This is a genomic window from Cellvibrio sp. PSBB023 (genome assembly GCF_002007605.1).
In the GTDB taxonomy this organism is placed as follows: Bacteria; Pseudomonadota; Gammaproteobacteria; order Pseudomonadales; family Cellvibrionaceae; genus Cellvibrio.
In genome coordinates, this window is the sequence record NZ_CP019799.1 from 1,557,387 (window position 1) to 1,581,133 (window position 23,747).

Sequence of the window (23,747 nt, forward strand, 5' to 3'; positions counted from 1 at the left end):
GTCTCCGCTTACAGGGGGAACAGGGGGTGAGTGAAAAAGCGCGTCAGCCAGCCCGCTGAATTGCTGTCGTTCAGTGCACCGCGACCGGCATAAGAAATGCGCGCGTTGGCCACGTTCTGCGATGAAATCTGATTGTTGCTGTTGATGTCCTCCAAGCGCACCAAGCCGCTCAGGCGAATATATTCATCGCCCTGATTTAACTTCAATGCTTTCTCGCCTTTGACCAATAAGGTGCCGTTGGGCAATACCTGATGCACCGTCACCGCAATGGCGCCGCGCAGGGTATTTTGCTGGGAGCTTTTGGCCGAGCCGCTGAAGTCCCGCGAGCTGGACAAGGAGGATTCCAGATCCGGCATTGTTGAGCCGAAGACCGTAGGCACACCTACGCTGACATCGGAGGATTTGCCATAACTGGTGCCCGCACTCTTGCTGGATTGGGTGGATTCATCGAGCACAATGGTGAGGATATCGCCCACCCGCAAAGCGCGTTTGTCCTGCAACAGGGAGCCGGTGTGACCGGTGCGAAACAGGCCGCCGCTGGTGGCCGCCGGTTGGCTGTAATCCAATGCGGGTGGTTGGTAATCCACCCCATCGTCATCACTCATCACCGCCTTGAAACGCTGGCAGCCAACCAATGAAAACAGCATAAAGGCCAGCACCAGCAGCCGTGTCACAGCGACAGAAAATCCACACATAGTCAGACTCACACTGTCTGGTTGAGGAACTGCTGCATGCTAGACGAGGCATCCAGCACCTTGGCGTTGGCTTCATAAGCGCGCTGGATGGCGATCATGGATACCATAGCTTCCACCACCTGCACATTGGAACCTTCCAAAACGCCCTGCTTGATCAAACCCAACCCCTCTTCACCCGGCACACCTTCCACCGGTTCACCGCTGGCGACGGTTTCTTTGTAGAGATTGCCACCCAGCGCCTCAAGACCCGCCGGGTTTACAAAATTGGCGAGAGTAATTTGCCCTAATTCGACCGGGTTGGTATCGCCCGGCAATACGGCGGTGACTATGCCGTCGCTACCCACGGTGAAACGGCTGGCGCCAGTAGGCACTTCAATAGCGGGAATCAACGGCAGGCCTTGGGCATTCACCACCACGCCTTCGGCATTCAATTGCAACTGGCCGCTCTCGGTGTAAAAGGTTTCACCCGAGGGCGACTCCACTTGAAAGAAGCCGCTGCCGATAATCGCCAAATCCATGGGCTGGCCCGTGGTTTGGATATTGCCTTCGGTAAAGACTTTTTGGGTGCCCGCCACACGCACACCGCTGCCTAACTGAATACCGGAGGGCACAGTATTGACCTGATCGGCCTGGGCGCCTGGCTGCAGCTCAATGGCGTAGAACAAATCCTCAAATACCACGCGGTCACTTTTAAAGCCCGTGGTATTCACGTTGGCCAGGTTGTTGGCTACGGTAGCCATGGCTTTGTCTTGCGCGGCCAGGCCGGTTTTACTTACCCACAATGCTGAACTCATAACTTTCTCCTCTTGGCCTTAGCGGATTAGCTGCCGTTAAGGTTTTTAATCTCCCCCAGCCCCTCTTTTTCAAAGAGGGGAGCCAATTCCTCCCTTTAACAAAGGGAGGTTAGGAGGGATTGAATTAGCTGCCGCGAATCATGCGGTTGCCTGCGTTGGAAAGGTCTTCTGCGGCTTTCATCATTTTTACCTGTGTTTCAAACAGGCGATTGAGGCTCATGGAGGCCACCAGTTGGTCGATAGCCGAGACGTTGCTCGACTCCAAATGACCAGATACCAGCACCACCGCCTCGCTGGCTTCTGCAGGCGCACCACTTTTGGTGACCAACATGCCGCTGGCGTCTTTCATCAAATCGGCGGCGGCGACGTCCACCCGTTTGATGCGATCCACTTCTGCCATCAGGGTTTCGCCCTTGGGCAGCACGGAAACCACACCGTCGGAGCCGATATGAACGCTGTCGTACTCCGGCAGCACAATAGGGCCGCCCTCGCCCATCACCGGGCGACCATTGATGGTCAGGCGCAGCTCGGCATCCACCTGCATATTGCCGTTGCGGGTGTAAACCTCATTGCCGCCGTTATCCAGGGCGATCAAACCCTGCCCTTTCACGGCGAAATCCAGATCGCGTCCAGTGGTGATGAGCGGGCCGGGGGTCAGATCCACACCGTTGTTTTGTGCCAGCGCCATATGGCGACTGTCGTAGCCATAGCCATCCACACTCACGGCCTTGGCCTGCTCCAAATCCGCACGAAAACCGGTGGTGCTGGCGTTGGCGAGGTTATTGGCGCGCACCTGCAGTGAAAGCTGGGTGCGGCTGGCGGCGGTCATTGCGGTGTATCCCAAACGATCCATAGTTCAACCCTTTTTAGCTCAACTCTTTTTTGGCTGTATTAGCCTTTTCTAACCGGTGGATTAAATAGAGCTGAACAGCACTTGCGTCAGTTCTTTATTGGTCGATAACACCTTGGTATTAGCCTGGTAATTGCGCTGGCTTTCCATCAATCCCACCAATTGCTGGGTCAGGTCCACGTTGGAGTTTTCCAGTGCACCCGTGCTCAGCTCACCAAACGCGCCCACACCGGGGATACCAATCAGCGGCGTACCTGACTCGGTAGTCTCACTCCAACGAGTTCCGCTTTCATTTTTCAGCCCACCTAGATTGGCGAAGGTTGCCAATGCCACTTGGCCTTGCAGCAAACGCTCACCATTGCTGTAGTTGGCGTAGATTTTTCCGTCTTTTTCCACGGCGATACCAATCTGCTCACCCGCGGTATAGCCCGACGGGCGATTGGTGGTAACCACGAAATTGGAGCCGGTTTGGCTGGAGCGGCTGTAGTCGATAGCGATATTCATCGGCTCAACACCGGCCGGGGTGAAGCTGGCCGTTACGGGTGCCGCCGGAGTGGTGAGCTGGCCGCTGGTATTGAACACCAGCGCTTGGGGAGCACCGAGTGAAACGCCATCCGCGTAGTAATGGGCCTGCCAGTTATTGGCACCGGTTTTCACAAAATACTGGGTCAGGGTGTGTTCTTTACCCTGGGAGTCAAACACCTTGGTGGTGTAAGTGGAGTTGAAAGTATCGGCATTGGCGGGATCAAAGGGGGCAATCGCGGGCACCGCTTCGTTGGAATCCAGGTTCATCACAAACGACAAGGTATCGGTGGCACGGGCGGGCAAGTTAGCGTTTTGCAATGCCAGGTCACTCACTGTTCCCACTTGCAAATTGCCATTGGCATCCACCGGGTAGCCCTGCAAGCGCTCGCCACGGGTATCTACAATCAGGTTGTTTTTGTCGGTGCCAAATACACCGGCGCGGGTATAGCCCAATTCACCGGTATTGCCTTTGGTCACAAAAAAACCGCCGCCGGCAATTGCCAAATCCAGCTCACGACCGGTAGATACCAGCGAACCGCCCTTGCTGATGCTTTGGGTCAGGCCCAGCACTTCCACACCCATCGCCTGACTGTCGGCGTAGATACTGCCAAATTCCGTGCGCGAGGATTTAAAACCGGTAGTGCCAACGTTGGCGATATTGTTGCTGATGGTATCCATTTGTTCGGTAACGGCGCTCAGGCCAGTCAGGGCGATATTAAAGCTCATAGCAGTAACCTTTTATCCAATAGGTGATTGGGAACGTGATGAGAAGCGTCAGAAATAACTACAGCAGCCCGGCAACAGGCGTCTGGCCAAATTCAGTGATCTTGTAAAACGGCACCGCACCGGCACCGGCCACATCCAGCACCGGGCCATCGGCACTGACGCGCACATGGGTCACCAAGCCCGACACCTCAACTCGCGGGTATTCGCCCGCATCGGTGGTGGCTTCTACCTTGTACTGGCCAGCGGCTAAGCCCAGCGCGGCAGGGTTGATCTCAAACGGCACTACACCGGCTGTGTGCGAACCCAGGCGGAGTTCTTTTTTCACGCCATTGGAATCGGTCAGGGTAATCAGGGTGTCGCCGGACGCATGTTCCAAATTGAGCTGGCCGCGAATAGATGACGACCCCAACTCCAGGCTATCCACCGATACCTTGACCTCCTGCCCCACCAAGCCGGACGCCGTCAGGGTTTGCAGGTTATCCAGCAGCACCAGATTGCTTTTGCTCAACTGGGTCATGTTTTCCATGCTCTTCACCTGACTCATGGCGGAGAACTGGTTGAGGAACTCGGTACTATCCACTGGTTTGGTCGGGTCCTGGTTCTGGATCTGCGCCACCATCAAACTGATGAAGTTGTTCTCCATCTGCGTGGCGTCGCTCACATTCACCGTATTCGCCGTGACCTGATCGATGCTGTAGGGGTTGGATACCGTGTTGTTATTCACCGTCGCCATTACGACTCTCCTAATTTGAGCAGGCCCTGTTGCATGCCTTTGATGCGATTGAGCACTTCCACGCTGGTCTCAAAACTGCGCGTGGCCGACATCATGTCGGTCATCTCTTCAATCTGGTTGATGTCGGCATAGAACACATAGCCATCGCGGTCGGCGAGCGGGTTGTCCGGCTCGTAACGGCGCTGGGGTTCGCGCCCAGCGCTGATCACATCCAGCACCTGCACATGGGCGCCGCCCAAGCCAACACCGCGAGTGAGCTGGTCGTTTTCATAAATCGCCGCAAATACCGGCTTGCGTGCCTGATACACATCCTCCGCGCGGGTAGCAGCGGAGTCGGCATTGGCCAGGTTACTGGCGATGGTATTCAAGCGAACGGTTTGGGCGCCCATGGCGGAACCGGCAATTTTGTAAATCGATTCAAATGCCATGATTAACGCCCCTCAATCGCTTGCTTAAGGCCACTGAATTTCATGGTCAGAAAAGTCAGGCTGGTTTGGAAATCCATGGAGTTTTTGGAGAAGGCCGTCTGCTCAAGACTCAGATCAACGGTGTTGCCATCCAACGACGCCTGCATGGGGATGCGGTATTGCAAGGCAGGGCTCGCCGGTTGGGACGCGCTGCTGTAAATATCGCCGATATCAAAAGGTGAATCGGCGCGCTGTAACTCGCGGGCAAAGTCTATATCCCGCGCCTGAAAACCGGGGGTATCCTCATTCGCCAAATTGGCGGCAAGAATTTCACTGCGCTGCACGCGTAAATCCAATGCGCGGGCATGTACGCCCAGCGCCTCATCAATCCGAATACTCATCGCCCAAAACCTCACAATAGGTGTAGATGGCACAGCTTTAGCAGGAACCATGCCCAGAGCGACAAATACCTATATCAGATTGATTTTATTGGACTTTATAAAAATGAATGGCGCAAAAACTACGCGATACCTTCCGCATTCCGACCCAAGGGGAAAAGCAGGCGGAAGCACCCTTTCCCCTCGTCACCCCAAACGCATCTCTGCTCACTGGTGTGCCGGTCTGTTACTGCTGCTATTGCCACTCACAAGCAGCGCCAACCAGCAGGTAGATCAGGCCATCCAACAACACCTGGAAGCCCTGATGCGCCCCATCGCCCAACGCGAGGCCTGGAACGGCCTGCGCATTACCCACAACACCGCATTGGGCAGCACTCCGCCCGCCAATTGCCAGCAACCACTCAGCGTGCGCGGCGGTGTTGCCAACAGCAGCCGCCAACGACTCACCCTCACCTGCCCCGACCAACCCGGCTGGCGCCTGCAAGTCGCTACCGACATGCAGCTCTGGCTACCGGTACTGGTAACAACACGGGTGATTGATCGCGGCGAAGCCATAACCGCCGCTGATGTAAAACGGCAAGAAATCGACATCAACAAAGCCCCACGCGGCTTCTATCACCACCTCACACAAATCACCGGCATGGGCGCCAAACGCCGCATCCGCGCCAACCAATTACTAAGCCCGACACTAATCGCCCAACCACTGGCAATAAAACGCGGTGACAAAATAAAAATTGTGGCAACCCAGGACGGCATCAGCGCCTCCATGAGTGGCGAGGCACTAGAGAATGGCAGCAAGGGGGAAGTGATCAGAGTGAAAAATATTTCCAGCAACAAAACCATCGAGGCCAAGGTGCTGGGTTCAGGGGAAGTGGCGAGTATTTTTTGAGGATTAGCTGGATAACTCAGATACTTGCTTCATAGGGAAGCCCTAATCTAATTAAGGCTTTTAAGATGATTGTTTTTCATATACCAGCGCTAAAAACTCTAATTCCGAATAAAATTCCTAAGCCAGATGATACTGACGAAAATAAAGCTGGGCACAATTCACTAGCATTTAAATAGAAAAAGAGTAAATCGCTTAGTCCGCCCGCTATTAAAACGAAGCCTGCGAGATGAAAAAAATTCTCTGGAGAATCAAAGCTTAGGGGATTTTTGAATTACAGGCTATTACGGCGCTGCAGGAACCTGTGATTCGGCCAGGCTGCTCCCTTCCTAAAAAATATCCCCTCAACTTAAGTCCCGCTCTGAGGTGGTCGCCCTAAGCTTTCAGCAGGCAAACATGGCCAGCTTTGAAACCCGTTTTTACATTCACGTTTTACTTAGCACAGGAATATTTCCATGGCTCTGTCTATTCATACTAACTACTCGTCATTGATCACTCAGACCAATCTGAGCAAGACCAATAACGCCCTCGGTACTAACCAGCAACGTCTGGGTACTGGTTTGCGCATTAACTCTGCGGCCGACGACGCTGCAGGCCTGCAAATTGCGACCCGCTTGAACGCGCAATCGCGCGGTATGGAAGTGGCCATGCGCAACACTGGCGATGCTATCTCCCTGTTGCAAACAGCGGAAGGCGCGTTTAACGAAATGACCGATATTGTTCAGCGCATGAAAGATCTTGCCACTCAGGCATCGAATGATACCAACAGTACAGACGACCGTACCGCCCTCTCAGCTGAATACAACGAATTGGGCAAAGAGTTGGCGAACATCATGACCAACACCAAATACGCTGGTGAAACTCTATTCGGCGTCACTGCCACTGCAGGCAAATTTGGTGCAGCTGGAGGCATGACATTTCAGATTGGCTCAAGCTCTACTGAAACCCTTACATTAAATGTCACCGCCAAAATGGGCACCCTGGTTGGTGCTCTTACTGCACTCAACACACAATTCGCAGCTGTACCAGCTGCAGATGCGAAACTGACCACACAAGCGGGCGCTAGCGGTGCAATTACTTTGGCCGAGACGGCACTGAATCAGATTGGTTCACTGCGTGCGGACTTTGGTGCAAACATCAACCGTTTAAACCACACTGCTAATAACCTGGCAAACATGAAAGACAATACCGATATGTCTAAAGGCCGTATTGTAGATGCTGACTTTGCTAAAGAAAGCGCCAACATGAGCAAAAACTCTATGTTGATGCAATCCGGTATTTCCATGCTGAAACAAGCTGGCCAAATGCCAGGTATGGTGATGTCGCTGTTGGGTTAATCCACACCAGAGACACTCAAAAGCGCCCCGTCTTTGTACGGGGCGTTTTTGTTTTAGCGACCTTAAGTTCGCAAGTAGTTTGGTCGCTTTACATCATTAGCAGGCAAACATGGCCAGCTTCGAAACCCGTTTTTACATTCACGTTTTACTTAGCACAGGAATATTCCCATGGCTCTGTCGATTCATACTAACTACTCGTCATTGATCACTCAGACCAATCTGAGCAAGACCAATAACGCCCTTGGTACTAACCAGCAACGTCTGGGTACTGGTTTGCGCATTAACTCTGCTGCCGATGACGCTGCAGGCCTGCAAATTGCGACCCGCTTGAACGCGCAATCGCGCGGTATGGAAGTGGCCATGCGCAACACTGGCGATGCTATTTCCCTGTTGCAAACAGCGGAAGGGGCATTTAATGAAACCACCGATATTCTGCAGCGCATGAAAGATTTGGCCACCCAGTCAGCGAACGATACCAACTCCGCTGATGACCGCACCGCACTGCAAGCCGAGTTTGATGAACTTGCTAAAGAAGTAACCAATATTTTCACCAATACCAAATACGCTGGCGAAGCATTGTTCACCACTAAATTTGCTGCAGCCGTTAGCTTTCAAATTGGTGCCAGTGCATCAGAAACCCTGTCTTTTGATATCAGCACTGAGATAGGCGACTTAGACACAACACTGAACACCGATGTTACAGCCTTGACACTCGACACTGCCGCCAACTCTCGTGCTGCAATCACTGCACTGGAAGACGCCCTGGGTGAGGTTGGTTCGGTGCGCGCCCAGTTCGGCGCAAACATCAATCGCCTCAACCACACCTCCAATAACCTGGCCAACATGAAAGACAACACCGACATGTCCAAGGGCCGCATTGTGGATGCCGACTTCGCTAAAGAAAGCGCCAACATGAGCAAAAACTCCATGCTGATGCAATCCGGTATTTCCATGTTGAAACAAGCGGGCCAAATGCCCGGCATGGTGATGTCACTGCTCGGTTAATTACAGATTTTTAACTTCACGCTTTCTTAGCACAGGAATATTTATATGGCTCTGTCAATTCATACTAACTACTCATCGTTGATCACCCAGACCAACCTGAGCAAAACCAACAATGCATTAGGCACCAACCAACAACGTTTGGGCACTGGCCTGCGCATTAACTCAGCGGCAGATGACGCTGCTGGTTTGCAAATCGCCACCCGTTTGAACGCGCAATCTCGTGGTATGGATGTAGCCATCCGCAACACCGGTGACTCCATTTCTTTGTTGCAAACCGCTGAAGGTGCATTCAACGAAATGACCGATATTTTGCAACGTATGAAAGACCTCAGCACTCAGGCATCGAACGCCACTAACAGCGGTGCGGACCTGATTGCATTGCAAGGCGAATACGATGAGTTGGGTAAGGAAATGGCTAACATCATCAAAAACACCAAGTTCGCTGGCGCCAACCTGTTCAGTGACGGCACTCTGGTAACGGGTGCGGGCGGTAAATTCTCGGCAGCGATGAACTTCCAGATCGGCGCCAGCGCCAGTGAGACGCTCAGCCTGAACGTCAGTGCCAAATTGACTGCACTGGGTACCGCGTTGGCTGCTGTATCTGACACCTACACCACACCGGGCACGCCAGGTGTTGAATTGGCGACCACCCAGGTAGCCACAACGGCTACTAACGCCAACGCCAACGCGAATATCACCCTGCTTGAAACTGCCCTGAACTCTGTGGGTTCACTGCGCGCAGACTTCGGTGCAAATATTAACCGCCTGAACCACACGGCTAACAACCTGGCCAACATGAAAGACAACACCGACATGTCCAAAGGCCGTATTGTGGATGCCGATTTCGCCAAAGAAAGCGCCAACATGAGCAAGAACTCCATGTTGATGCAATCCGGTATTTCCATGCTGAAACAAGCCGGTCAAATGCCAGGCATGGTGATGTCACTGCTGGGTTAAGACTTGAAACCCTCTTTACCCAAGAGGGAAATCTACACCCTTCTACGAAACGCCCCGCTACCCCGGGGCGTTTTTGTTTTTGTCGCCAAAATCATCCAAAGACTATTTCTTGTTCTATGAAAACTTCTTTTTATGCCTGGATTAGCAAAAATTAACGGCTTTTACTGAGTAGAAACTACTAATTTCAGAAATATGTGATAAAAACACAGCTATTATTGCGACATCAAATATTTGACGCCAAATTTCCGTCCCACTCGCCATTAAAAAAATTTTGATATGGAAATGACTCTTAGCGAAACCAGTATTAATGCTCAGACGGAAGAGCGAATTACCAAATCCCTGGAGAGCCAAACCTGCCTGATTATTAAAACGGGTAATGTTGATTGCGTTGTGTATTTTTATCCTTCGCTGTATCAACTCACCTTAGTGAAATCCGGTATTGAAGAAAAAATTGATTTAGGATTTTCCGGCAGCCGTTTGCTTGAGCGTTTATTGCAAACACCGGGCGATGTTGTCTCACGCGAGGATTTAATGCGTCACGCCTGGTCAGATCGCGTGGTGGGTCAAGGCAGCCTCAATCAACAAATTTATACCCTGCGCCAAATTTTAGGCGATGAAAAAGAGCGGGAAATTATTCAAACATTGCCGCGTCGCGGTTATATGTTGAACCCCAAATACATTGAAGTATCAACCAGTGCTGTACAAGAAAGCGACACAGACATCACTGCTGATAGTGACAACAATTCGCACAAAAACCATTCAGCCACACCTCACCTGCCCGCTATTGCGCAATCACCAACAACACCGGCGACGCCCAACTGGAATGCGCTGGCACAATTGCGTTTACCCCTGACAGCCGGGCTCTGTGCACTCACGGTGCTGGGGTTTCTGTGGACACAACATCACGATCACGGCACGATAAAAAACCATACAGGTGTAACACTCACCTATGCACCGGAGAACCCGGCACAATTAATTCAATTAGTGCCGCTGGGTGAAGCTATTAGTGAGCAACTGGAAAACCAGACCAGCGAACCTTTGCAATTGGTATTGGGATCGCACAACGAGATAGTCACTTTAGTATGCATGCGCACCGATGGCAGCGCGCGTAGTTTGCACATGCATAAAAATAAAGTGTCCAGTTTGAGCGGAGCCGATTTAGCGCCCTGTTTGTAAATGCCGTTCGCTAATCACGATGAAGCAAGGTCACAATGCCGTAAGCCCTAGTGAGTAGATGTGGTGTTATTGGTGGATGCATCACTATTCGCCGGTACAATCAGTTCCGCCTGTTGACTGGAATAATCGACACGGGTTTGTTGGTCACCAAATAATTCGCGATATAAGCCTTCGGCTTTTGCAGTCAGCAATAAAATTTCAATGCGCCGATTAACACCGTCCTCGGGCGTCTCCGGGCGCAGCGGCATCACATCTGCTTGCGCCGCCACTTGTAACACTGCGGCGGTCGCCAAACCGGATTCCACCATCACCTGACGCGCACTCAACGCGCGATCACCCGAGAGATTCCAATTATTGTATCCATTGGCCAACTTGTAGGGTGTGGAATCCGTGTGGCCGCTGATAATTAATTTATTTCCCACCTGCGCCAACACACCGGCCAAGCGTTGCAGCAATACCACAAAATGCGGATTTAATTTCACGCTGCCGCGATCAAACATAAATCGCTGTTGATCGTCTTTAATTAAAATGCGCAAACCCTGCGGCACCACTTGCACTTCAATATTGGCTTCTGCATCCAACTGTAAGGCTAAGACTTGCATCGCATTCGCCAACTCTTGCAACTCGGCAGGGCTGGTGTATTTAACAGTTTCGCGGGTGCTGGTTGCGCGCGCGGCTTCACCTACGGCGTCGGGCGTTTCAGGTTTATCTTTGTTGCGTTGCACCGGTACACCATCCAAATCCAGTGGTGTACGGCTTGTGCCATCAAACACACCGGCACCGCCATCCACCAGCGGATTAGTCATTGCCTCTGCCGCTGTTGTCTGTTTGATATTTTGCGGCGTGATCACCCAGAGCACCATAAACAAGGCCATCATCGCCATGGTGAAATCGGCAAAAGCTACTTTCCAGGCACCGCTGTGACCATCTTCGTGGCTGCTTTTTTTGCGGCGCTTGACGATTACTTCCGAGTCTTTGTCGCTGCGCTTTCTCATGCCGCGTCCCTTTCATCCTCATAGCGATTCACCCAGGTTTCCAGCAGGCGGAACGCTGGTTTTACATCCTGCTCGATCAACTTGCGGCCAGCATCCACCGCTAACAATGTTGGCTTACCAGCCAAATGGGCAACCAATGTAGTACGCACACATTCCAACGCAGAGAGTTCAGTTTTTACACGCTGGCTCATGGAATTACTCAGGGGCTCCATTACGCAGTAACACATGAAAATCCCCAAAAAGGTTCCTACCAATGCTGCAGCGACATGCGCACCAATTTCTGCAACTGAACCACCGATATTGCCCATGGTAATGATGATACCCATGATCGCCGCGAGAATACCGAAACCGGGCATAGCTTCACCGATTTTATGCAGTGAACGCGATGGCTGCAGCAGTGCATGTTCCATTGCATCCAATTCCTGCTCCAAAAATCCTTCCAATTCATGGGCGCTGATTTTACCCATAGCCATCAAGCGAAAATTGTCGGCGATAAATGCCATCAGGTTGCGCTCTTTTAAAATCAGCGGATACTTGCCAAATAATTCACTCGCTTCCGGCTCTTCAATATGGGCATCCAGTGCTTTAAGGCCACCCACATCAACCATTTCCAATAATTCATACAGGCACATTAATAACTGCCGTTGAAATTCTTCACCGCGACGTTCAAACACAAAAACGCCTTTGATTTGTGCACACATTTCCACCAGAACTTCTTTGGGGTTGCCCACCACCAGGCTGCCGATACCCGCACCTAAAATAATCACCACTTCCGCTGGTTGCCAGAGCATGGCCAATTCGCCGTGCGCCATGGAGTAGCCTCCCAACACACAGCCCACGATAATGAATGCACCAATAACTTTTTGCACAATAGACTCTCTCTGTTTCCCGGTTTAGCTGCGTTCCCGCAAAAAGCGGCTGGCTTTGGTGATAGCTTGTTTACTCAATTGGCAGACGCGCGCATCGGTTAAATCCAATACCAAGGCGATCTCTTTCAAACTCAATTCCTGTTGATAGTAAAGAATCAGAATCAGGCGCTCGCGCTCATTCAATTCATTCAGTGCTTGCGCCAATAAACGCTCGGTGATTTCACGCTCTTCCAATCCCGAACTATTGTCGGCAAATATTTCCGGGCCATTGAGCAATAGCTCATCCAAACTTTCGATGGCCTCACAGGCATCGGCCTGTAAAAACGCCTGGTATTCTTTTTCACTCAAGCCGGTAAATTGCATTACCTCGGCATCCTGCGGAGCACGGCCTAATTGCCGCGCCAGATGGCGAATGGCATCGCGAATTTTATGAGCCTGTTGACGCACTTGGCGTGGCCGCCAATCCTGCCTGCGCAATTCATCCAAAATGGCACCGCGAATGCGCAGCTTGGCAAAACTGCCAAAATTATCATCGGGCGTACCGTAGCGACGCAGGCTTTCCAGCAACCCCATCAAACCGATTTGCTCCATGTCATCGCGGTCGAGCACTTGACTTGCCTGTAGCGACAATTGCCGCACAATGCGCTTCACTAACGGCAAGTATTGGATCAACAACTGCTGTTCCAACTCAGGCGCAAATACTGCCGCCGGGCGTTGGCCAGCGGTGTAATCAAAATCAATGGCGCAGTTTGCATTCATGGCAGCGACCTATTGCGCAACCAATTTACTAACCAACACATGCGCAAAAGGTTGCACCACATGGCGACTGGAAAAATCCGCACTCACAGCCTCTTCCAATCGGGTTTGCAAATCGGTAATGGAGAGTGCGCGCAACTCGTTCACTGTCATGGAGGACAAATGTGCGACAACCGAGTTGCGCACCATTGGGTCAATTTGCTGGAGCTTTTTCTCATCGGTATCGGTATTGGCCTGCAACACCAAATCCAATACAAAATAATGTTCGCGACCTTCACCGGGCAAACTGATAATAATTTTTTCGATGGCAAAAAATTTATATTCTTCTGCTTTAACCGATTTTTTTGCAGGCGCCGGTGTTGATGTTGGATCCTCCGTTGTTGAGGGCGCCGCAAGAGTCTGTTGCTGATTGAGCAGAGAGAAATTGATATAGGCTGTCGCCGCTACCACCAGAGTATTTACTACCAGTACTGCCAAAATAATCCGCTGCATCAACATAACGGCGCTTGCCCCTTTCCATTAACTAAAAAGCATTTGCTAAAAAAATGTCGCACTGGCGATGCCAGCACAAATGGTTAAACCGTAATTAATACATCGCTGGCCTGACTGCCTTGCGCACGCGTGTCATCCACTCGCGGCTGGCCGTTAACCTGAATCATTTCCTCGGCCATCAAACCTTGGGCGCTATGACGGGAATGTTGTTGGCCGGACTGTCCTTCGCTGTTGGTTTGCACATTCACCTGGGTGAATTGCCCACCGGCCAATTCCTGACGCAAGCGATCACTGGTGTGTTGCAGCAGACGGGCGACATCTGCCTGACTGGCATTGATGTGCACTGTGAGACGGCCCGCTTCATGGCTGAGAAAAATTTCCAGACTGCCCAGTTCCGGCGGGTCCAAACGGATGGTGGCATTTTGGATACGCTGCTGGATTTGGACTTGTACCTGATCGCGCAGGGTGTGCAGCAATTGCTCGCCCCATTTCGCTTCAGGCGTAAGCCCTTTCGCCGCAGCTTGGAGACTGCTGTCTTGTAATGTTTTATCGCCCAGGTTGATGATGCTGTTACTCAAGGTGCTGGATGCACGATCAGCAACCGGGCTGAGGGAATCTGTTGTGCTACTGGCCAGCGCGGTGGAATCCACCAATGACGTGTCAGTGCCCTGTTGTAATGGCTGTTGTGTTGATTGCTGTATTGATTGCAGTGCAGCCTCACTCACGCCATGTGTCGCCGCAAAACCCTGGGGCTGATTCGCTGGCAGCGGCTCAGTCGCCGCGCGATTTGCCCACAAGGCCAGTGTCGGGTTGGCTGGCATGGATGGCTCACGGGATTTATCGCCGGTGATCGATGCCACCTGTGTATTCATCCCACGCGCGCCCTGTTGGGCAACGCCGGTAGCACTAAATGGCAGCGATGCCGCATTGCGAGAATTATTGGCGACAGCCGCTTGTGCATCACCCGACGGAGTTGGCGCGTCACGCACTTGCAATTGCACCTGCTGTTGGTCAAGCGCCTGTTGCAACCATTGCTCTGCATCGAGCTCCGGCGCGGCTTGTGTGTCGGTAGTGACGATATCAGGAGTAACATCCAGCAATAATTCCGCGCGCCCTTCTGTTCCATTACCGGCACTCTCCTCTACGCGCTCGCCAGCAAACAACTCGGCAAATACCGGGTTGTTATTTGTGCCTTGGCCAGTGTCAGCAGCGGCAATGGTATTTGTATCCAAGGCTGCGAGCGGTGCTTCGGTAGCGGGTGCGGCAGCGGAAGAAGAACCCAGTGATGACAGCATTTATCCCTCACCTTGCAACAAATCGGTACGCAGGTAAGCCGAGCGCCCTTCGGCATAATCCACATGGCTAACCAGTAACTGACGCAGCTTTTCACAAGCGTCGGAATACGCGGGCAACACCCGCTCATAGAGTTCACGCAACTGCTTTTTCACGCGCACTAATTCCGGGCTGGGCGATTCCAAAGTGGCCAGCTCCGCCAGACAGTTGCGGATATGCAGATCCACCTGCCCTACACGTTCCCAGTCTTTGGCACGCAGGGCTTCCGTGAGTTGTTCACCCAGGGTGATCAGTTTGAGCTGTTGGTAGCGATCAGCGGCGTTGGGCATTGACACCGTCCCACCCTTCACGAATCACCCCAAGCAGGTGCACTACTTCTTCCAAGCCTTCCAGCGACAGGCTCACACTCACGTCGGATAGGCGATAAATGCAGTAGTCGTACAAACGCGACAACCCCTGCACCACTTCGCCACCGTTGTCGTAATCCAGTGCGCTGTTCAGGCCATTGATGATGTTCATGCACTTCTCCAGCGAGCGCCCTTTTTCCTGGTAGCGCTTGGCTTCGATGTGACCGCGTGTGCGCGCCAGTTCATCCAGCAAGCCATCAAATAACACCAGCACCAATTCATAGGGCGATGCCGTGGCCGCTTTCGCTTCCAAATCCACGGAGCGATAGCTGTCGTAACTTTCATTGGCGAGATAAGGATTGTTCATCAAAACATACCGAAGGTTTGTTCCATGGCCGCCATGGTTTGCATCATGCTGGTGTACTGCTTCAGATAGCGGGCATAGTAGTTGTCGTATTGTTTTTGGATGTCGTCGAATTGGTCATCCACACGGCTGAGCATGGTGTTCAAACTCTCCTTGCGCGCCTTCATCAAGTTGTTGGTGCCACTGGTATAAACCGCCAGGTTTTTATCAATGCTGTCGAGCAAGGCATCCTTGGCGTTAAACAATTTGTCCAACCCTTCGGGATTGGCGGCAATGGCTTTTTCAAAACGCGCGCTGTCGATCGTCAAATTGCCGTTGCGATCCGCAGCGATACCAAAATCGATCAAGGTAACGCCGCCAAATTCGGTGCGTAACAGCTTGTTCAATGTAGATTCCACCGCGCGGATACTCGCATCACCCGCCAATACGCCACGAGACGCCGATTCACCGCCGCTCGCGGTTAGCGAGTCAAACGTGCCCAACAAGGTATTAATGGCATTAATAAAACTCTGCACTTTGTCCTTGGTGGCTTTTTCATCGCGCCCCACCGTCACCGACAGCGGCTGCTCGCCCGTGCTATGGGCTTTGGTAAACGTCAGGCTCACCCCATCGATAATGTTGTCGAAGTTATTGGTGGCATTCGTCAGCAACATGCCGCTCTCACCACCGAGTAATACCTCGGCATCTTTTGCGGCACTCAGCTCGCGTCGATTGGTCAACGCGGTATCAAATGCGCCACCACTAGTGCCGGATGTAGACACCCCAATCGCATTCTCCAAACCGGTTTTTTCACTGGCGAGTACCAAAGACACAGTGCCATTACTGCGCACCAGCGTCGCTTTCACACCGCTGTTATCACTCGCCGCATTAATCGCCGCTGCCACTTCTGCCAGTGAATTACTGCCATTGCCATCGCTATCAATAGCGCTCAAATCCACGGTAAAACTTTTGCTGCCCTGGGTGATGGTCAGGTTACCGCTGGTATCCACATCGGTATCGCTCAAGCCTTCAATCGACACCTGATGAGCGCTGGCAAGCTGCTTCACAAAAAATTGGTAATTACCGGCAATCGCCGTCGTTCCCACTTTTGCGGTGGCATAACCTTCGCTGTTAAATGTCGCTGTATTGGTCAGCACACTTTTATCCGTGCCCTTCAAACTTTTAATACTGGAACTGAACGTTTTCAGCGCGGTTTCCAGCGAGGTAATCGCCGTCAACTTCGCTTTGTAATTCGTTTCATTGCGATTCGCCTTAGTCAACGCCGACTGCACTTCATAATTCGCCAGCTGGGTTGCCATACTTTTAACGTACTCGGAATCTATCGCCATTGCAGTTCTCCTCGCGTGGGTTTCAGCAATATCAATGCCAACACATAACCTATTGTTTTATATAGGTTTAATGAAAAAACATGCAGAAAAATTACTTCCGCTTAGGCCACAGGGAAGCGCAGGAGGAAAACCCGTTTCCGCATTCACTCACACAGAGCCCAATGCTTTACACAGGCGACATAAAAGCCGTATGGCTTAAATAAACAGACAGCAATAAACAGGCAGGCAGAAACAGACAGGAAAAACCAAAACACAGATAAAAAAATGCCCGCTACACCAGTGCGTAGCGGGCAAACATGAGTGCAATAAAAAATGGGTGACTCAGTAAATCATCGGAGAAAAACACACGTTTTACATGGAGCTATTGCAAGAACACACATTACCTTAGTTAATTCGAAAAAATCGGCTTGTGTTTAAACTTAACCTACTGGCTGAGATTTTTACGCACCCCATGGGTAAGTGTCGAGCTTTGCTTGCAGGTAACCAAATAAGGCCAAGCAAGAATACCCAGCCTTATTTAGAAAAAGTTACTTCAAGTAAATTTTACTTTTCTTGATGAGAAAGATTGATGCTAAACCAACTTGCTGCAGAGTCAATGCCAGCACCATCCCGATTTACAATTTCACTCCATGGTTTTCCAATAAATTCAGGTAAAAATACAATTGGATTAAGGCTGATCACATTTTTTTCACAGTGATAGGCAATTTGATCTACAGCCTCACAAATTCTCTTAGTTAATATTGACTTCTTAAGTGCAAGCTGTACCAAATTATCTAAGCATAAATTTTTACTCTCAACATATTTAAGATCACATTTCGATTTTTTCAATACAGAAATTACCAATTCTTTAAAATGATCGACCAAATCTAACTGAACATGAAGTTTATTTAAATTCACATTGTTTTGTTTCATAACTTCAATTGCAGCAGTAATCAATTCTTCGAAAACTTCTGACGATATGACCACCTCATTTAAATGGTTTTGACCATTGTATATTTTCATATCATATCTAGATCCTAATTGAACAATCCACTGCCCATCAAGTGAACGCTTTTTGACTGGAATGTCATTGAATCTAAATCCAGAATCTAACGTCACGTCGAGCAAGAATGAATTATTTTTAATTCTCTCTAAATTGCTAACAGGAGCTGCTGCTGTTTGCAGTGCGAGAAACATCAGTACAAGAAGGATAGGTTTAAATATTAATTGCATGAACATGCTCCTATAGGAAGAACCCAAGCATCACCTAAAAATCCACTTACGTATGGATCAGTGTAGTTACTAGTAACAACTGCGGCATGACCGCCAGAGGATACAACTGCTACTTGTCCTGTAGCCAACGAACTTTGCAATACATTTAATTGGTTTGAGTTTGTTAATGTTTGAGATGGATCCCCCCAAGCCTGCCGTAGGTATGCATTCATTTGACGAGCGGAAATGATATATCTATTGGTTCCATCACCCCAATTTCGATTAGCACCAGGAGCACCAGATGGTATTTTAGCTCCACCCATATTAAGAGCATAACTGACACGTGCAGCGCAAGAATTTTGAAGACCACCAGGTGAGTTCTCACCATATAGCTCATTCATTTTAAAACCGATTAAATTCCAGACATCAGCCCCAGTGTACTCGTTGTAATTTGGATAATTATTCCAGAAGTTTGAGGATGTTGGCATTCCACACTCACACAACCCCGTGAGGTCAAATCTATTATTAGGATTGTTACCAACATACGTGTAAGTATTCAAACCAGCAGCCAAACCAATAGGATCGCTCTGTGTATACCGTCCCGTCGACGCATCATAATAGCGGTTCCAGTTGTACCAGAGGCCGCTCTCATTATCGTAATACTGGCCAGGGTAACCAATATTCAAATCGCCAATTTGATTTGTAGAAACCGTTCGATCATAGGGCTTATTGTATGCTCTCCAAACAATGGTATTACTAGTATTAGTAACAAGGTGTGGGCGACCAATATGATCGGTGTGGACATAATGTAATGCACCGTTGTGAATTAACCCGATCAATTGTCCATCCAGCCAAATATATTGTCGGCTTATCGTCAGTGAATTATTAGCGGTTTCTCCTAACAATAGACCGTTAGGTGCATAAACATAATTGATATTTACCGGGCCGGATTTTCTCACTCGCTGATTCAAGGCGTTGTACAAATACACTGTTGTAGATCCACCTACTGTGACCGTTTCTTTGCGATTGAAACGATCATATGTGTAAGAAGTTGTCACAGCAGAAGCCGATTTTGAAGTGATGTTGCCGATAGGATCATATTGGAAACTTCTAGCGTTAGATCCCGTAATTGTTATAAGGCGATCCGTTCCATATTGGTATCCATAATTCCTGGTTGATGACATAACCGTTTCCGTCAAACGATTACCATTCAAGTCATAGGTATAGCTGTCATTTACCATATATGTACTGACATTTTTCAAGCGGGAATCCGCATCGTATTGATACGTAAAAGACTCATAAGGGCCATTGTTAACGCTAGTAAGATTATTATTGCTGTCATAACCAAAACTAATTGATTGAACGCCACCGCTGGTGATGCTGGTCAAGCGATAATCCAAATCGCGTGGCATAGAGCGTGTGGTTCCATTCCCAAATGTCCAACCGGAAACTGGTCCATATGCATAATAATTAATATTACTTGCCAGGGTTTGCGTTGTAGTACCAATGGTGACTTTAACTGCATTGACTCGCCCCAAGTTATCGTACTCATAAATAACCTTATTGCCACCAGGGTATGTGATGCTTGAAACTCTGCCATTAGCATCATATGCCCAACTGGTTGAGTAGCTGACAAGATTATTAATCGTGGAGGATTGGCTGCTCAATGAGCCATCTTTGTTGTAACTAAAACCAACTCCAACACCCATGTTGCTCGCCGCACATAGTTTGCCTTTTCCATTGTTGCAATTGTCGTACGACCATGTTTGAACTCGTGTGCCGGTACCAGTACCAGAACTCGCTTGCGTCATTCTGTTAAGCGCATCGTAGCTATAGGCGATCGAAATACCATTAGCGCGTGTAATCTGCGTCATCCTGCCACGATTATCATAAACATAATTGCTTACACCTGTTTCCGGACTCGTAACTTTCACATTGTTACCCAAACCATCAAATACATAATTGGTTGATTTGGTCCGACCATCAATTAATTGCGTCAGATTGCCTGTTGAATCGTAGAAACTTTGGATATAAGCATTAATTGCAGTGGTTGTAGTAATGCGCTGATTGTGGATGTCGTAAGTATGATGGCTGTATTGATTGAGCGAGTCCCTTTCCGAAACCAAATTATTGTTATTGTCCCACTGGTAACCCTTACTCTGACCTGAGTTGCCATTTTCCGTGAGTACACGACCGAGTTCATCACGCACATAGCTCCGATAATGATGAAGGGTATTACCTGTGTATTTGCTAATAGAACTGATATCACCATCAGTGGTGCGAGTGTAAGACTCAGTTATTAAACGCGAACTAGATGTTCCTTTGGCAATTTCACTAACAGAACCATTACTTGAGTAATCTATGTATTCCGTTACGCCGTTTTTCGTACTTTTGGTCATTCCAAATGGGCCATACTCAAAAGAGTTTGTGCGAGGTGAATCGCTCCCCGTAATTACCTCCTGAGTAACGCGCCCCCTTGCATCATATGTCAACGTTTTCACCAAACCATTAGGGTCGGTGATTGTGCCTGGCAAACCAGATGATGCGTGGTTGCTATAAATAGTTGTATGTCCTGCTGCATTGGTAGCGCTGGTGAGATAACCTTGCGAATTCCATGAACGCGTACCACCAGCAGCTCCACTCACAACCATTTGAGACATTACTTTATTGCTGTGGAAGCTGTAACTAAAATTGGTTGTCTGGCATTGATTAAGAATACCGATTGAGCGGCGATTACAAGTGGTTGCACTTTGCAATAAGTCTTTTGAAGCGTGGCTAGCTGGGTAATAAACAAAGTTGGTTTCATCTATCGGATCAGAAAGACTTGCACCAAATCTTTTTTCATTAGTTAGCTTGCTACCATTTTGGTATATGTATGAGAATTGAGTAATACGCGTTAATGAAGAATCATTTGGATTGCTGACACGTTTCTCAGAGACAAGACCCGCCTGATTGTAAGTGTAGCTTGTGAGCCCACCGTTCCAGTCAGTTTGTGTAAGTATCGCACCATTGGAATTATAAGTTGTTAATGCAGCAGCATCAGGACAAGACTGCACACCACTTCGTTCAACACGCTTTAAGTTGCGCATTCCCGATTCAACTTCATAAATATATTTACTGCGCGCACCTTTAGAGTTTGTGACTATAGTGTAAGTAGGATCGTACTCGAATGTGGTGGAAAAAGAGCCATCTGCTCTGGCACTTTCGATTACTCGTCCACTATTGTAAAAATAATTGCTATAGCGGATACCATTGTAAGAGATGCCTGTTAATAAATTACCAATCGCACCATTTTCTCCGTAGTGATATGTACGCGATCCCGTACCTGAAGGATAAGTAACTGTATTGTTTCCGTAAGCATAATATTTACCACCGGAATCTGTCACACCCACAATGTTGTTCCCGCTCCAGGTAAATTGGATATAGCGGCCGGATGAGTGAGTTACTCTGTAAAGGCCAGAGTTATTGTAAGTAAATGTCCAGCCTACACCTGCAGCATTGTGTTTGGTTAATATGGTGCCACTGTGGTCATATACTTCAACACCACCATCATCCAGTATGAAAGTCCATTTTCTTGTGTGGAAATTATAAGTTTGCCACGGTGTAATCGACCCTATTGCTTTGCTCCCATCCGGTGCTCTACGTTCAATCTCCACGGGAAATATATCATCTGAGTCTTCACGCCAATCATAACATTCACCATAGGTAGGGCCGCACTGAGTAAGGTATTCCCCAACGATATTAGCGTGATCATATGTGATATTTAGATAGTAGCTATAGCTATGTCTCCAGCTTGGGCCAACGCTACCCATTCCAGGTGATCCATTTTGCCCTGCACGGTAATAGCGAATAAAGTCCAAAGGCATTTCTGCGTCGCTACCGTCAGTGAAATCAACCTCAGTCTGTATTTTTTGGCCTGAAGAAACAATTACAGGGTTTCCTGCCGTATTGCATGCGTCATCTGGATTCGGTTCTGGTTCTGGAGGAGGCGGTGGTTCTGCTGGCTGTGATCCGCTATTGCCATAACCAATTCCACCGCCAGGGTACCATCCAGAGTCACCTCCCAACCTATCTTTACAGCCAGGGAACCAATTATATCCCTCGCACTCACCGTCAGGCGTGGCCTCTACCACCACTGGTAGCCCTAGGCAATACTTTAAATCGTGCTCTAAACAAGCCGATTCACTCGTGTGAGATCCGAACTCAGAGTCACCCCAAGTAAACGCGCACGTGTATTGAACTGCTTGCTGGCATTCGTGAAGAGTATCGAACGCGAATGCACTTTTTGAAATAAATAAAGAAAAGATTACCGTTCTTACCAAGGGAATATAGAAAAAGTAAGGTTTTTTATTAAATCCAGAAAAAAATGACACATTAAACTCCTTATCTAGCTTAGATCAACAAACGCAATCAATATAAACTATCGAATGCAACAAAATCTCAACTAAGGAGATTAATGCAAATGTGATTGTTATCACCACCCAAAAGGAAATTTAAGCGCCATTTTTTAATTAAAATGAAAACTATGTGAGTCGGGAAGTTTTGAGCTCTAATTTTTTTGCAAAACTGGCTGGGTGTTAGCCCCGCTTGCTTTTTAAATGGCTCGTTAAAAGTGGATTGGAAATTGAATCTAACCGCAGAAGCTGCATCGAATATTGAAAGGATAATTAGATGCTTACAACACGCATAAAAAATACCCGCTACACCAATGCGTAGCGGGCAAACATGAGTGCAATAAAAAATGGGTGACTCAGTAAATCATCGGAGAAAAACACACGTTTTACATGGAGCTATTACAAGAACACACAGCAATCCTTTGCAAATACCTTTCCTTATAAAATCTGAACGCTACAGAATTTAATAATACTGCGGCGAATAAACCTGCTCTGCCTGTTGCCCGCCTAAAATGTGATTGATAATTTCGTTGTGCATGGCGAGTAATTTACCGTTGCGTTCGTTGAGGCGTTTGGTTTCGCTTACCAAGCTTTCCAGTTGCGACCAGCGTGCGAGTGGGCTCATGGATTCGGGGAGCATGCACAGTAATTTGACTATGCCTTGGTTGCTCGCGGCGGCGGGGATGCCGAAGGCGGCGAGTATTTTTCGGCGGCGTTCGGCGCGGGCGCGAATAAATTCGATCAGCACGAGTATCTGTTGATTGAGCTGTTCAATTTGTTCGCAATTACGCAGCAGCAGTTGCTCGTAAAGGCATTGCATGAGCCCCTGCAAACCCTGGTAGTCGGCGCAGTCCTGTTCTATGTCGCGCCCGGCCAATTGAACCAATTGCTGGGCGCGATTCAATTGTCCGGTGTCAGTCATAAATCGCTACTGCGGTGATAGGCGAGAATACTGTGGGCGAGCACTTTTACATCGCTGCTTAATTCGCCGCGCGCCAGCGCTTGTTTGATGGCGGTGACTTGGTCCATGTCGATTTCCGGCAGTGCGCGCATGGCTTCTTGCAATTCTTCCAGGCGCGGTTCTGCGTTGGCATTTTGTGTAGCTGCAGCGGTTTTGGAGGGCGCAGCAACGCCGGTTTTGCCTGCGGCCGGTGCCTCAGTGGCGGCACTGTAGCCAGATGTAATGTGCCTGCTGATTTCCATGATGAGATCCTGAAATAAGGGGGTTA

24 protein-coding genes are annotated in these 23,747 nt (G+C 49.4%); 5 read left to right on the top strand and 19 right to left on the bottom strand.

Annotated features, from left to right (window positions below):
- Positions 1-8: 8 nt before the first annotated feature.
- From flgH to flgB, 7 genes are all read right to left on the bottom strand, one after another.
- Positions 9-695 carry a flagellar basal body L-ring protein FlgH gene (flgH, locus tag B0D95_RS06965; RefSeq protein WP_078043221.1) on the bottom strand — a complete coding sequence of 229 codons (687 nt, stop codon included), beginning with the start codon at positions 693-695 and terminating at the stop codon, positions 9-11.
- Positions 696-703: 8 nt separating this feature from the next.
- Positions 704-1,489, bottom strand: a complete 786-nt coding sequence (gene flgG, locus B0D95_RS06970) for a flagellar basal-body rod protein FlgG (protein ID WP_078043222.1) — start codon at positions 1,487-1,489, stop codon at positions 704-706.
- Positions 1,490-1,613: 124 nt separating this feature from the next.
- Complete coding sequence (locus tag B0D95_RS06975; RefSeq protein WP_078043223.1) at positions 1,614-2,342, bottom strand: flagellar basal body rod protein FlgF; 729 nt, start codon at positions 2,340-2,342, stop codon at positions 1,614-1,616.
- A gap of 60 nt (positions 2,343-2,402) precedes the next feature.
- A complete protein-coding gene (flgE, locus tag B0D95_RS06980) occupies positions 2,403-3,590 on the bottom strand; it encodes a flagellar hook protein FlgE (RefSeq protein WP_078043224.1) in 1,188 nt (395 codons plus the stop codon).
- A 58-nt stretch (positions 3,591-3,648) separates the two neighbouring features.
- The gene (gene flgD / locus B0D95_RS06985) at positions 3,649-4,323 is read right to left on the bottom strand and encodes a flagellar hook assembly protein FlgD (RefSeq protein ID WP_078043225.1); all 675 of its coding nucleotides are present in this window, start codon (positions 4,321-4,323) and stop codon (positions 3,649-3,651) included.
- Complete coding sequence (gene flgC / locus B0D95_RS06990; protein ID WP_007640524.1) at positions 4,323-4,751, bottom strand: flagellar basal body rod protein FlgC; 429 nt, start codon at positions 4,749-4,751, stop codon at positions 4,323-4,325. Before flgC ends, flgD begins: the two co-directional genes overlap by 1 nt.
- 2 nt (positions 4,752-4,753) lie before the next feature.
- Positions 4,754-5,131, bottom strand: a complete 378-nt coding sequence (gene flgB / locus B0D95_RS06995) for a flagellar basal body rod protein FlgB (protein WP_078043226.1) — start codon at positions 5,129-5,131, stop codon at positions 4,754-4,756.
- A gap of 49 nt (positions 5,132-5,180) precedes the next feature.
- Here flgB and flgA point away from each other — a divergent pair, with 49 nt between their 5' ends.
- From flgA to B0D95_RS07020, 5 genes are all read left to right on the top strand, one after another.
- The gene (flgA, locus tag B0D95_RS07000) at positions 5,181-6,017 is read left to right on the top strand and encodes a flagellar basal body P-ring formation chaperone FlgA (RefSeq protein WP_078043227.1); all 837 of its coding nucleotides are present in this window, start codon (positions 5,181-5,183) and stop codon (positions 6,015-6,017) included.
- Between the two features lie 452 nt (positions 6,018-6,469).
- Positions 6,470-7,351 (top strand): lateral flagellin LafA, encoded by an 882-nt coding sequence (gene lafA / locus B0D95_RS07005; RefSeq protein ID WP_078043228.1) that lies wholly within the window; start codon positions 6,470-6,472, stop codon positions 7,349-7,351.
- 168 nt (positions 7,352-7,519) lie between these two features.
- Positions 7,520-8,356, top strand: a complete 837-nt coding sequence (lafA, locus tag B0D95_RS07010) for a lateral flagellin LafA (RefSeq protein ID WP_078043229.1) — start codon at positions 7,520-7,522, stop codon at positions 8,354-8,356.
- A gap of 45 nt (positions 8,357-8,401) precedes the next feature.
- A complete protein-coding gene (gene lafA, locus B0D95_RS07015) occupies positions 8,402-9,313 on the top strand; it encodes a lateral flagellin LafA (RefSeq protein WP_078043233.1) in 912 nt (303 codons plus the stop codon).
- A gap of 276 nt (positions 9,314-9,589) precedes the next feature.
- The gene (locus B0D95_RS07020; RefSeq protein WP_210403691.1) at positions 9,590-10,489 is read left to right on the top strand and encodes a winged helix-turn-helix domain-containing protein; all 900 of its coding nucleotides are present in this window, start codon (positions 9,590-9,592) and stop codon (positions 10,487-10,489) included.
- A gap of 47 nt (positions 10,490-10,536) precedes the next feature.
- On the opposite strand, the gene B0D95_RS07025 is transcribed toward B0D95_RS07020, so the two are convergent.
- The 12 genes from B0D95_RS07025 to flgM all read right to left on the bottom strand — a co-directional run bounded on the left by B0D95_RS07025 (position 10,537) and on the right by flgM (position 23,721).
- Complete coding sequence (locus B0D95_RS07025) at positions 10,537-11,484, bottom strand: flagellar motor protein MotB (protein ID WP_078043235.1); 948 nt, start codon at positions 11,482-11,484, stop codon at positions 10,537-10,539.
- Positions 11,481-12,353: a flagellar motor stator protein MotA gene (gene motA, locus B0D95_RS07030; RefSeq protein WP_078043236.1), complete on the bottom strand. Its 873-nt coding sequence runs from the start codon at positions 12,351-12,353 to the stop codon at positions 11,481-11,483. The genes B0D95_RS07025 and motA overlap by 4 nt, the downstream gene beginning before the upstream one ends.
- Before the next feature lie 24 nt (positions 12,354-12,377).
- The gene (locus B0D95_RS07035; protein ID WP_078043237.1) at positions 12,378-13,112 is read right to left on the bottom strand and encodes a FliA/WhiG family RNA polymerase sigma factor; all 735 of its coding nucleotides are present in this window, start codon (positions 13,110-13,112) and stop codon (positions 12,378-12,380) included.
- Positions 13,113-13,121: 9 nt separating this feature from the next.
- Entirely contained in the window at positions 13,122-13,607 is a 486-nt protein-coding gene (gene fliL, locus B0D95_RS07040; RefSeq protein WP_078043238.1) for a flagellar basal body-associated protein FliL, read from the bottom strand.
- A 77-nt stretch (positions 13,608-13,684) separates the two neighbouring features.
- Positions 13,685-14,896, bottom strand: coding sequence for a flagellar hook-length control protein FliK (locus tag B0D95_RS07045; protein WP_210403692.1), 1,212 nt, complete (start codon positions 14,894-14,896; stop codon positions 13,685-13,687).
- Positions 14,897-15,223, bottom strand: coding sequence for a hypothetical protein (locus tag B0D95_RS07050; protein WP_078043239.1), 327 nt, complete (start codon positions 15,221-15,223; stop codon positions 14,897-14,899). It abuts the gene before it with no gap.
- Positions 15,207-15,608 carry a flagellar export chaperone FliS gene (gene fliS, locus B0D95_RS07055; RefSeq protein ID WP_078043240.1) on the bottom strand — a complete coding sequence of 134 codons (402 nt, stop codon included), beginning with the start codon at positions 15,606-15,608 and terminating at the stop codon, positions 15,207-15,209. Before fliS ends, B0D95_RS07050 begins: the two co-directional genes overlap by 17 nt.
- A complete protein-coding gene (gene fliD, locus B0D95_RS07060; protein WP_078043241.1) occupies positions 15,608-16,933 on the bottom strand; it encodes a flagellar filament capping protein FliD in 1,326 nt (441 codons plus the stop codon). The genes fliS and fliD overlap by 1 nt, the downstream gene beginning before the upstream one ends.
- Positions 16,934-17,476: 543 nt before the next feature.
- Complete coding sequence (locus tag B0D95_RS07065) at positions 17,477-18,145, bottom strand: hypothetical protein (RefSeq protein WP_078043242.1); 669 nt, start codon at positions 18,143-18,145, stop codon at positions 17,477-17,479.
- Positions 18,136-22,497, bottom strand: coding sequence for a T6SS effector amidase Tae4 family protein (locus B0D95_RS07070; RefSeq protein WP_149867876.1), 4,362 nt, complete (start codon positions 22,495-22,497; stop codon positions 18,136-18,138). Before B0D95_RS07070 ends, B0D95_RS07065 begins: the two co-directional genes overlap by 10 nt.
- Positions 22,498-22,981: 484 nt before the next feature.
- Positions 22,982-23,440, bottom strand: coding sequence for a flagellar export chaperone FlgN (flgN, locus tag B0D95_RS07080; RefSeq protein WP_078043245.1), 459 nt, complete (start codon positions 23,438-23,440; stop codon positions 22,982-22,984).
- The gene (flgM, locus tag B0D95_RS07085; protein WP_078043246.1) at positions 23,437-23,721 is read right to left on the bottom strand and encodes a flagellar biosynthesis anti-sigma factor FlgM; all 285 of its coding nucleotides are present in this window, start codon (positions 23,719-23,721) and stop codon (positions 23,437-23,439) included. Before flgM ends, flgN begins: the two co-directional genes overlap by 4 nt.
- Between the last annotated feature and the right edge of the window lie 26 nt (positions 23,722-23,747).

Excerpts from the sequence above, each read along its gene's own strand:
- flgH (WP_078043221.1), bottom strand. The coding sequence starts at position 695 with ATGTGTGGATTTTCTGTCGCTGTGACACGGCTGCTGGTGCTGGCCTTT.
- flgG (WP_078043222.1), bottom strand. The coding sequence starts at position 1,489 with ATGAGTTCAGCATTGTGGGTAAGTAAAACCGGCCTGGCCGCGCAAGAC.
- B0D95_RS06975 (WP_078043223.1), bottom strand. The coding sequence starts at position 2,342 with ATGGATCGTTTGGGATACACCGCAATGACCGCCGCCAGCCGCACCCAG.
- flgE (WP_078043224.1), bottom strand. The coding sequence starts at position 3,590 with ATGAGCTTTAATATCGCCCTGACTGGCCTGAGCGCCGTTACCGAACAA.
- flgD (WP_078043225.1), bottom strand. The coding sequence starts at position 4,323 with ATGGCGACGGTGAATAACAACACGGTATCCAACCCCTACAGCATCGAT.
- flgC (WP_007640524.1), bottom strand. The coding sequence starts at position 4,751 with ATGGCATTTGAATCGATTTACAAAATTGCCGGTTCCGCCATGGGCGCC.
- flgB (WP_078043226.1), bottom strand. The coding sequence starts at position 5,131 with ATGAGTATTCGGATTGATGAGGCGCTGGGCGTACATGCCCGCGCATTG.
- flgA (WP_078043227.1), top strand. The coding sequence starts at position 5,181 with ATGCCCAGAGCGACAAATACCTATATCAGATTGATTTTATTGGACTTT.
- lafA (WP_078043228.1), top strand. The coding sequence starts at position 6,470 with ATGGCTCTGTCTATTCATACTAACTACTCGTCATTGATCACTCAGACC.
- lafA (WP_078043229.1), top strand. The coding sequence starts at position 7,520 with ATGGCTCTGTCGATTCATACTAACTACTCGTCATTGATCACTCAGACC.
- lafA (WP_078043233.1), top strand. The coding sequence starts at position 8,402 with ATGGCTCTGTCAATTCATACTAACTACTCATCGTTGATCACCCAGACC.
- B0D95_RS07020 (WP_210403691.1), top strand. The coding sequence starts at position 9,590 with ATGGAAATGACTCTTAGCGAAACCAGTATTAATGCTCAGACGGAAGAG.
- B0D95_RS07025 (WP_078043235.1), bottom strand. The coding sequence starts at position 11,484 with ATGAGAAAGCGCAGCGACAAAGACTCGGAAGTAATCGTCAAGCGCCGC.
- B0D95_RS07035 (WP_078043237.1), bottom strand. The coding sequence starts at position 13,112 with ATGAATGCAAACTGCGCCATTGATTTTGATTACACCGCTGGCCAACGC.
- fliL (WP_078043238.1), bottom strand. The coding sequence starts at position 13,607 with ATGTTGATGCAGCGGATTATTTTGGCAGTACTGGTAGTAAATACTCTG.
- B0D95_RS07045 (WP_210403692.1), bottom strand. The coding sequence starts at position 14,896 with ATGCTGTCATCACTGGGTTCTTCTTCCGCTGCCGCACCCGCTACCGAA.
- B0D95_RS07050 (WP_078043239.1), bottom strand. The coding sequence starts at position 15,223 with ATGCCCAACGCCGCTGATCGCTACCAACAGCTCAAACTGATCACCCTG.
- fliS (WP_078043240.1), bottom strand. The coding sequence starts at position 15,608 with ATGAACAATCCTTATCTCGCCAATGAAAGTTACGACAGCTATCGCTCC.
- fliD (WP_078043241.1), bottom strand. The coding sequence starts at position 16,933 with ATGGCGATAGATTCCGAGTACGTTAAAAGTATGGCAACCCAGCTGGCG.
- B0D95_RS07065 (WP_078043242.1), bottom strand. The coding sequence starts at position 18,145 with ATGCAATTAATATTTAAACCTATCCTTCTTGTACTGATGTTTCTCGCA.
- flgN (WP_078043245.1), bottom strand. The coding sequence starts at position 23,440 with ATGACTGACACCGGACAATTGAATCGCGCCCAGCAATTGGTTCAATTG.
- flgM (WP_078043246.1), bottom strand. The coding sequence starts at position 23,721 with ATGGAAATCAGCAGGCACATTACATCTGGCTACAGTGCCGCCACTGAG.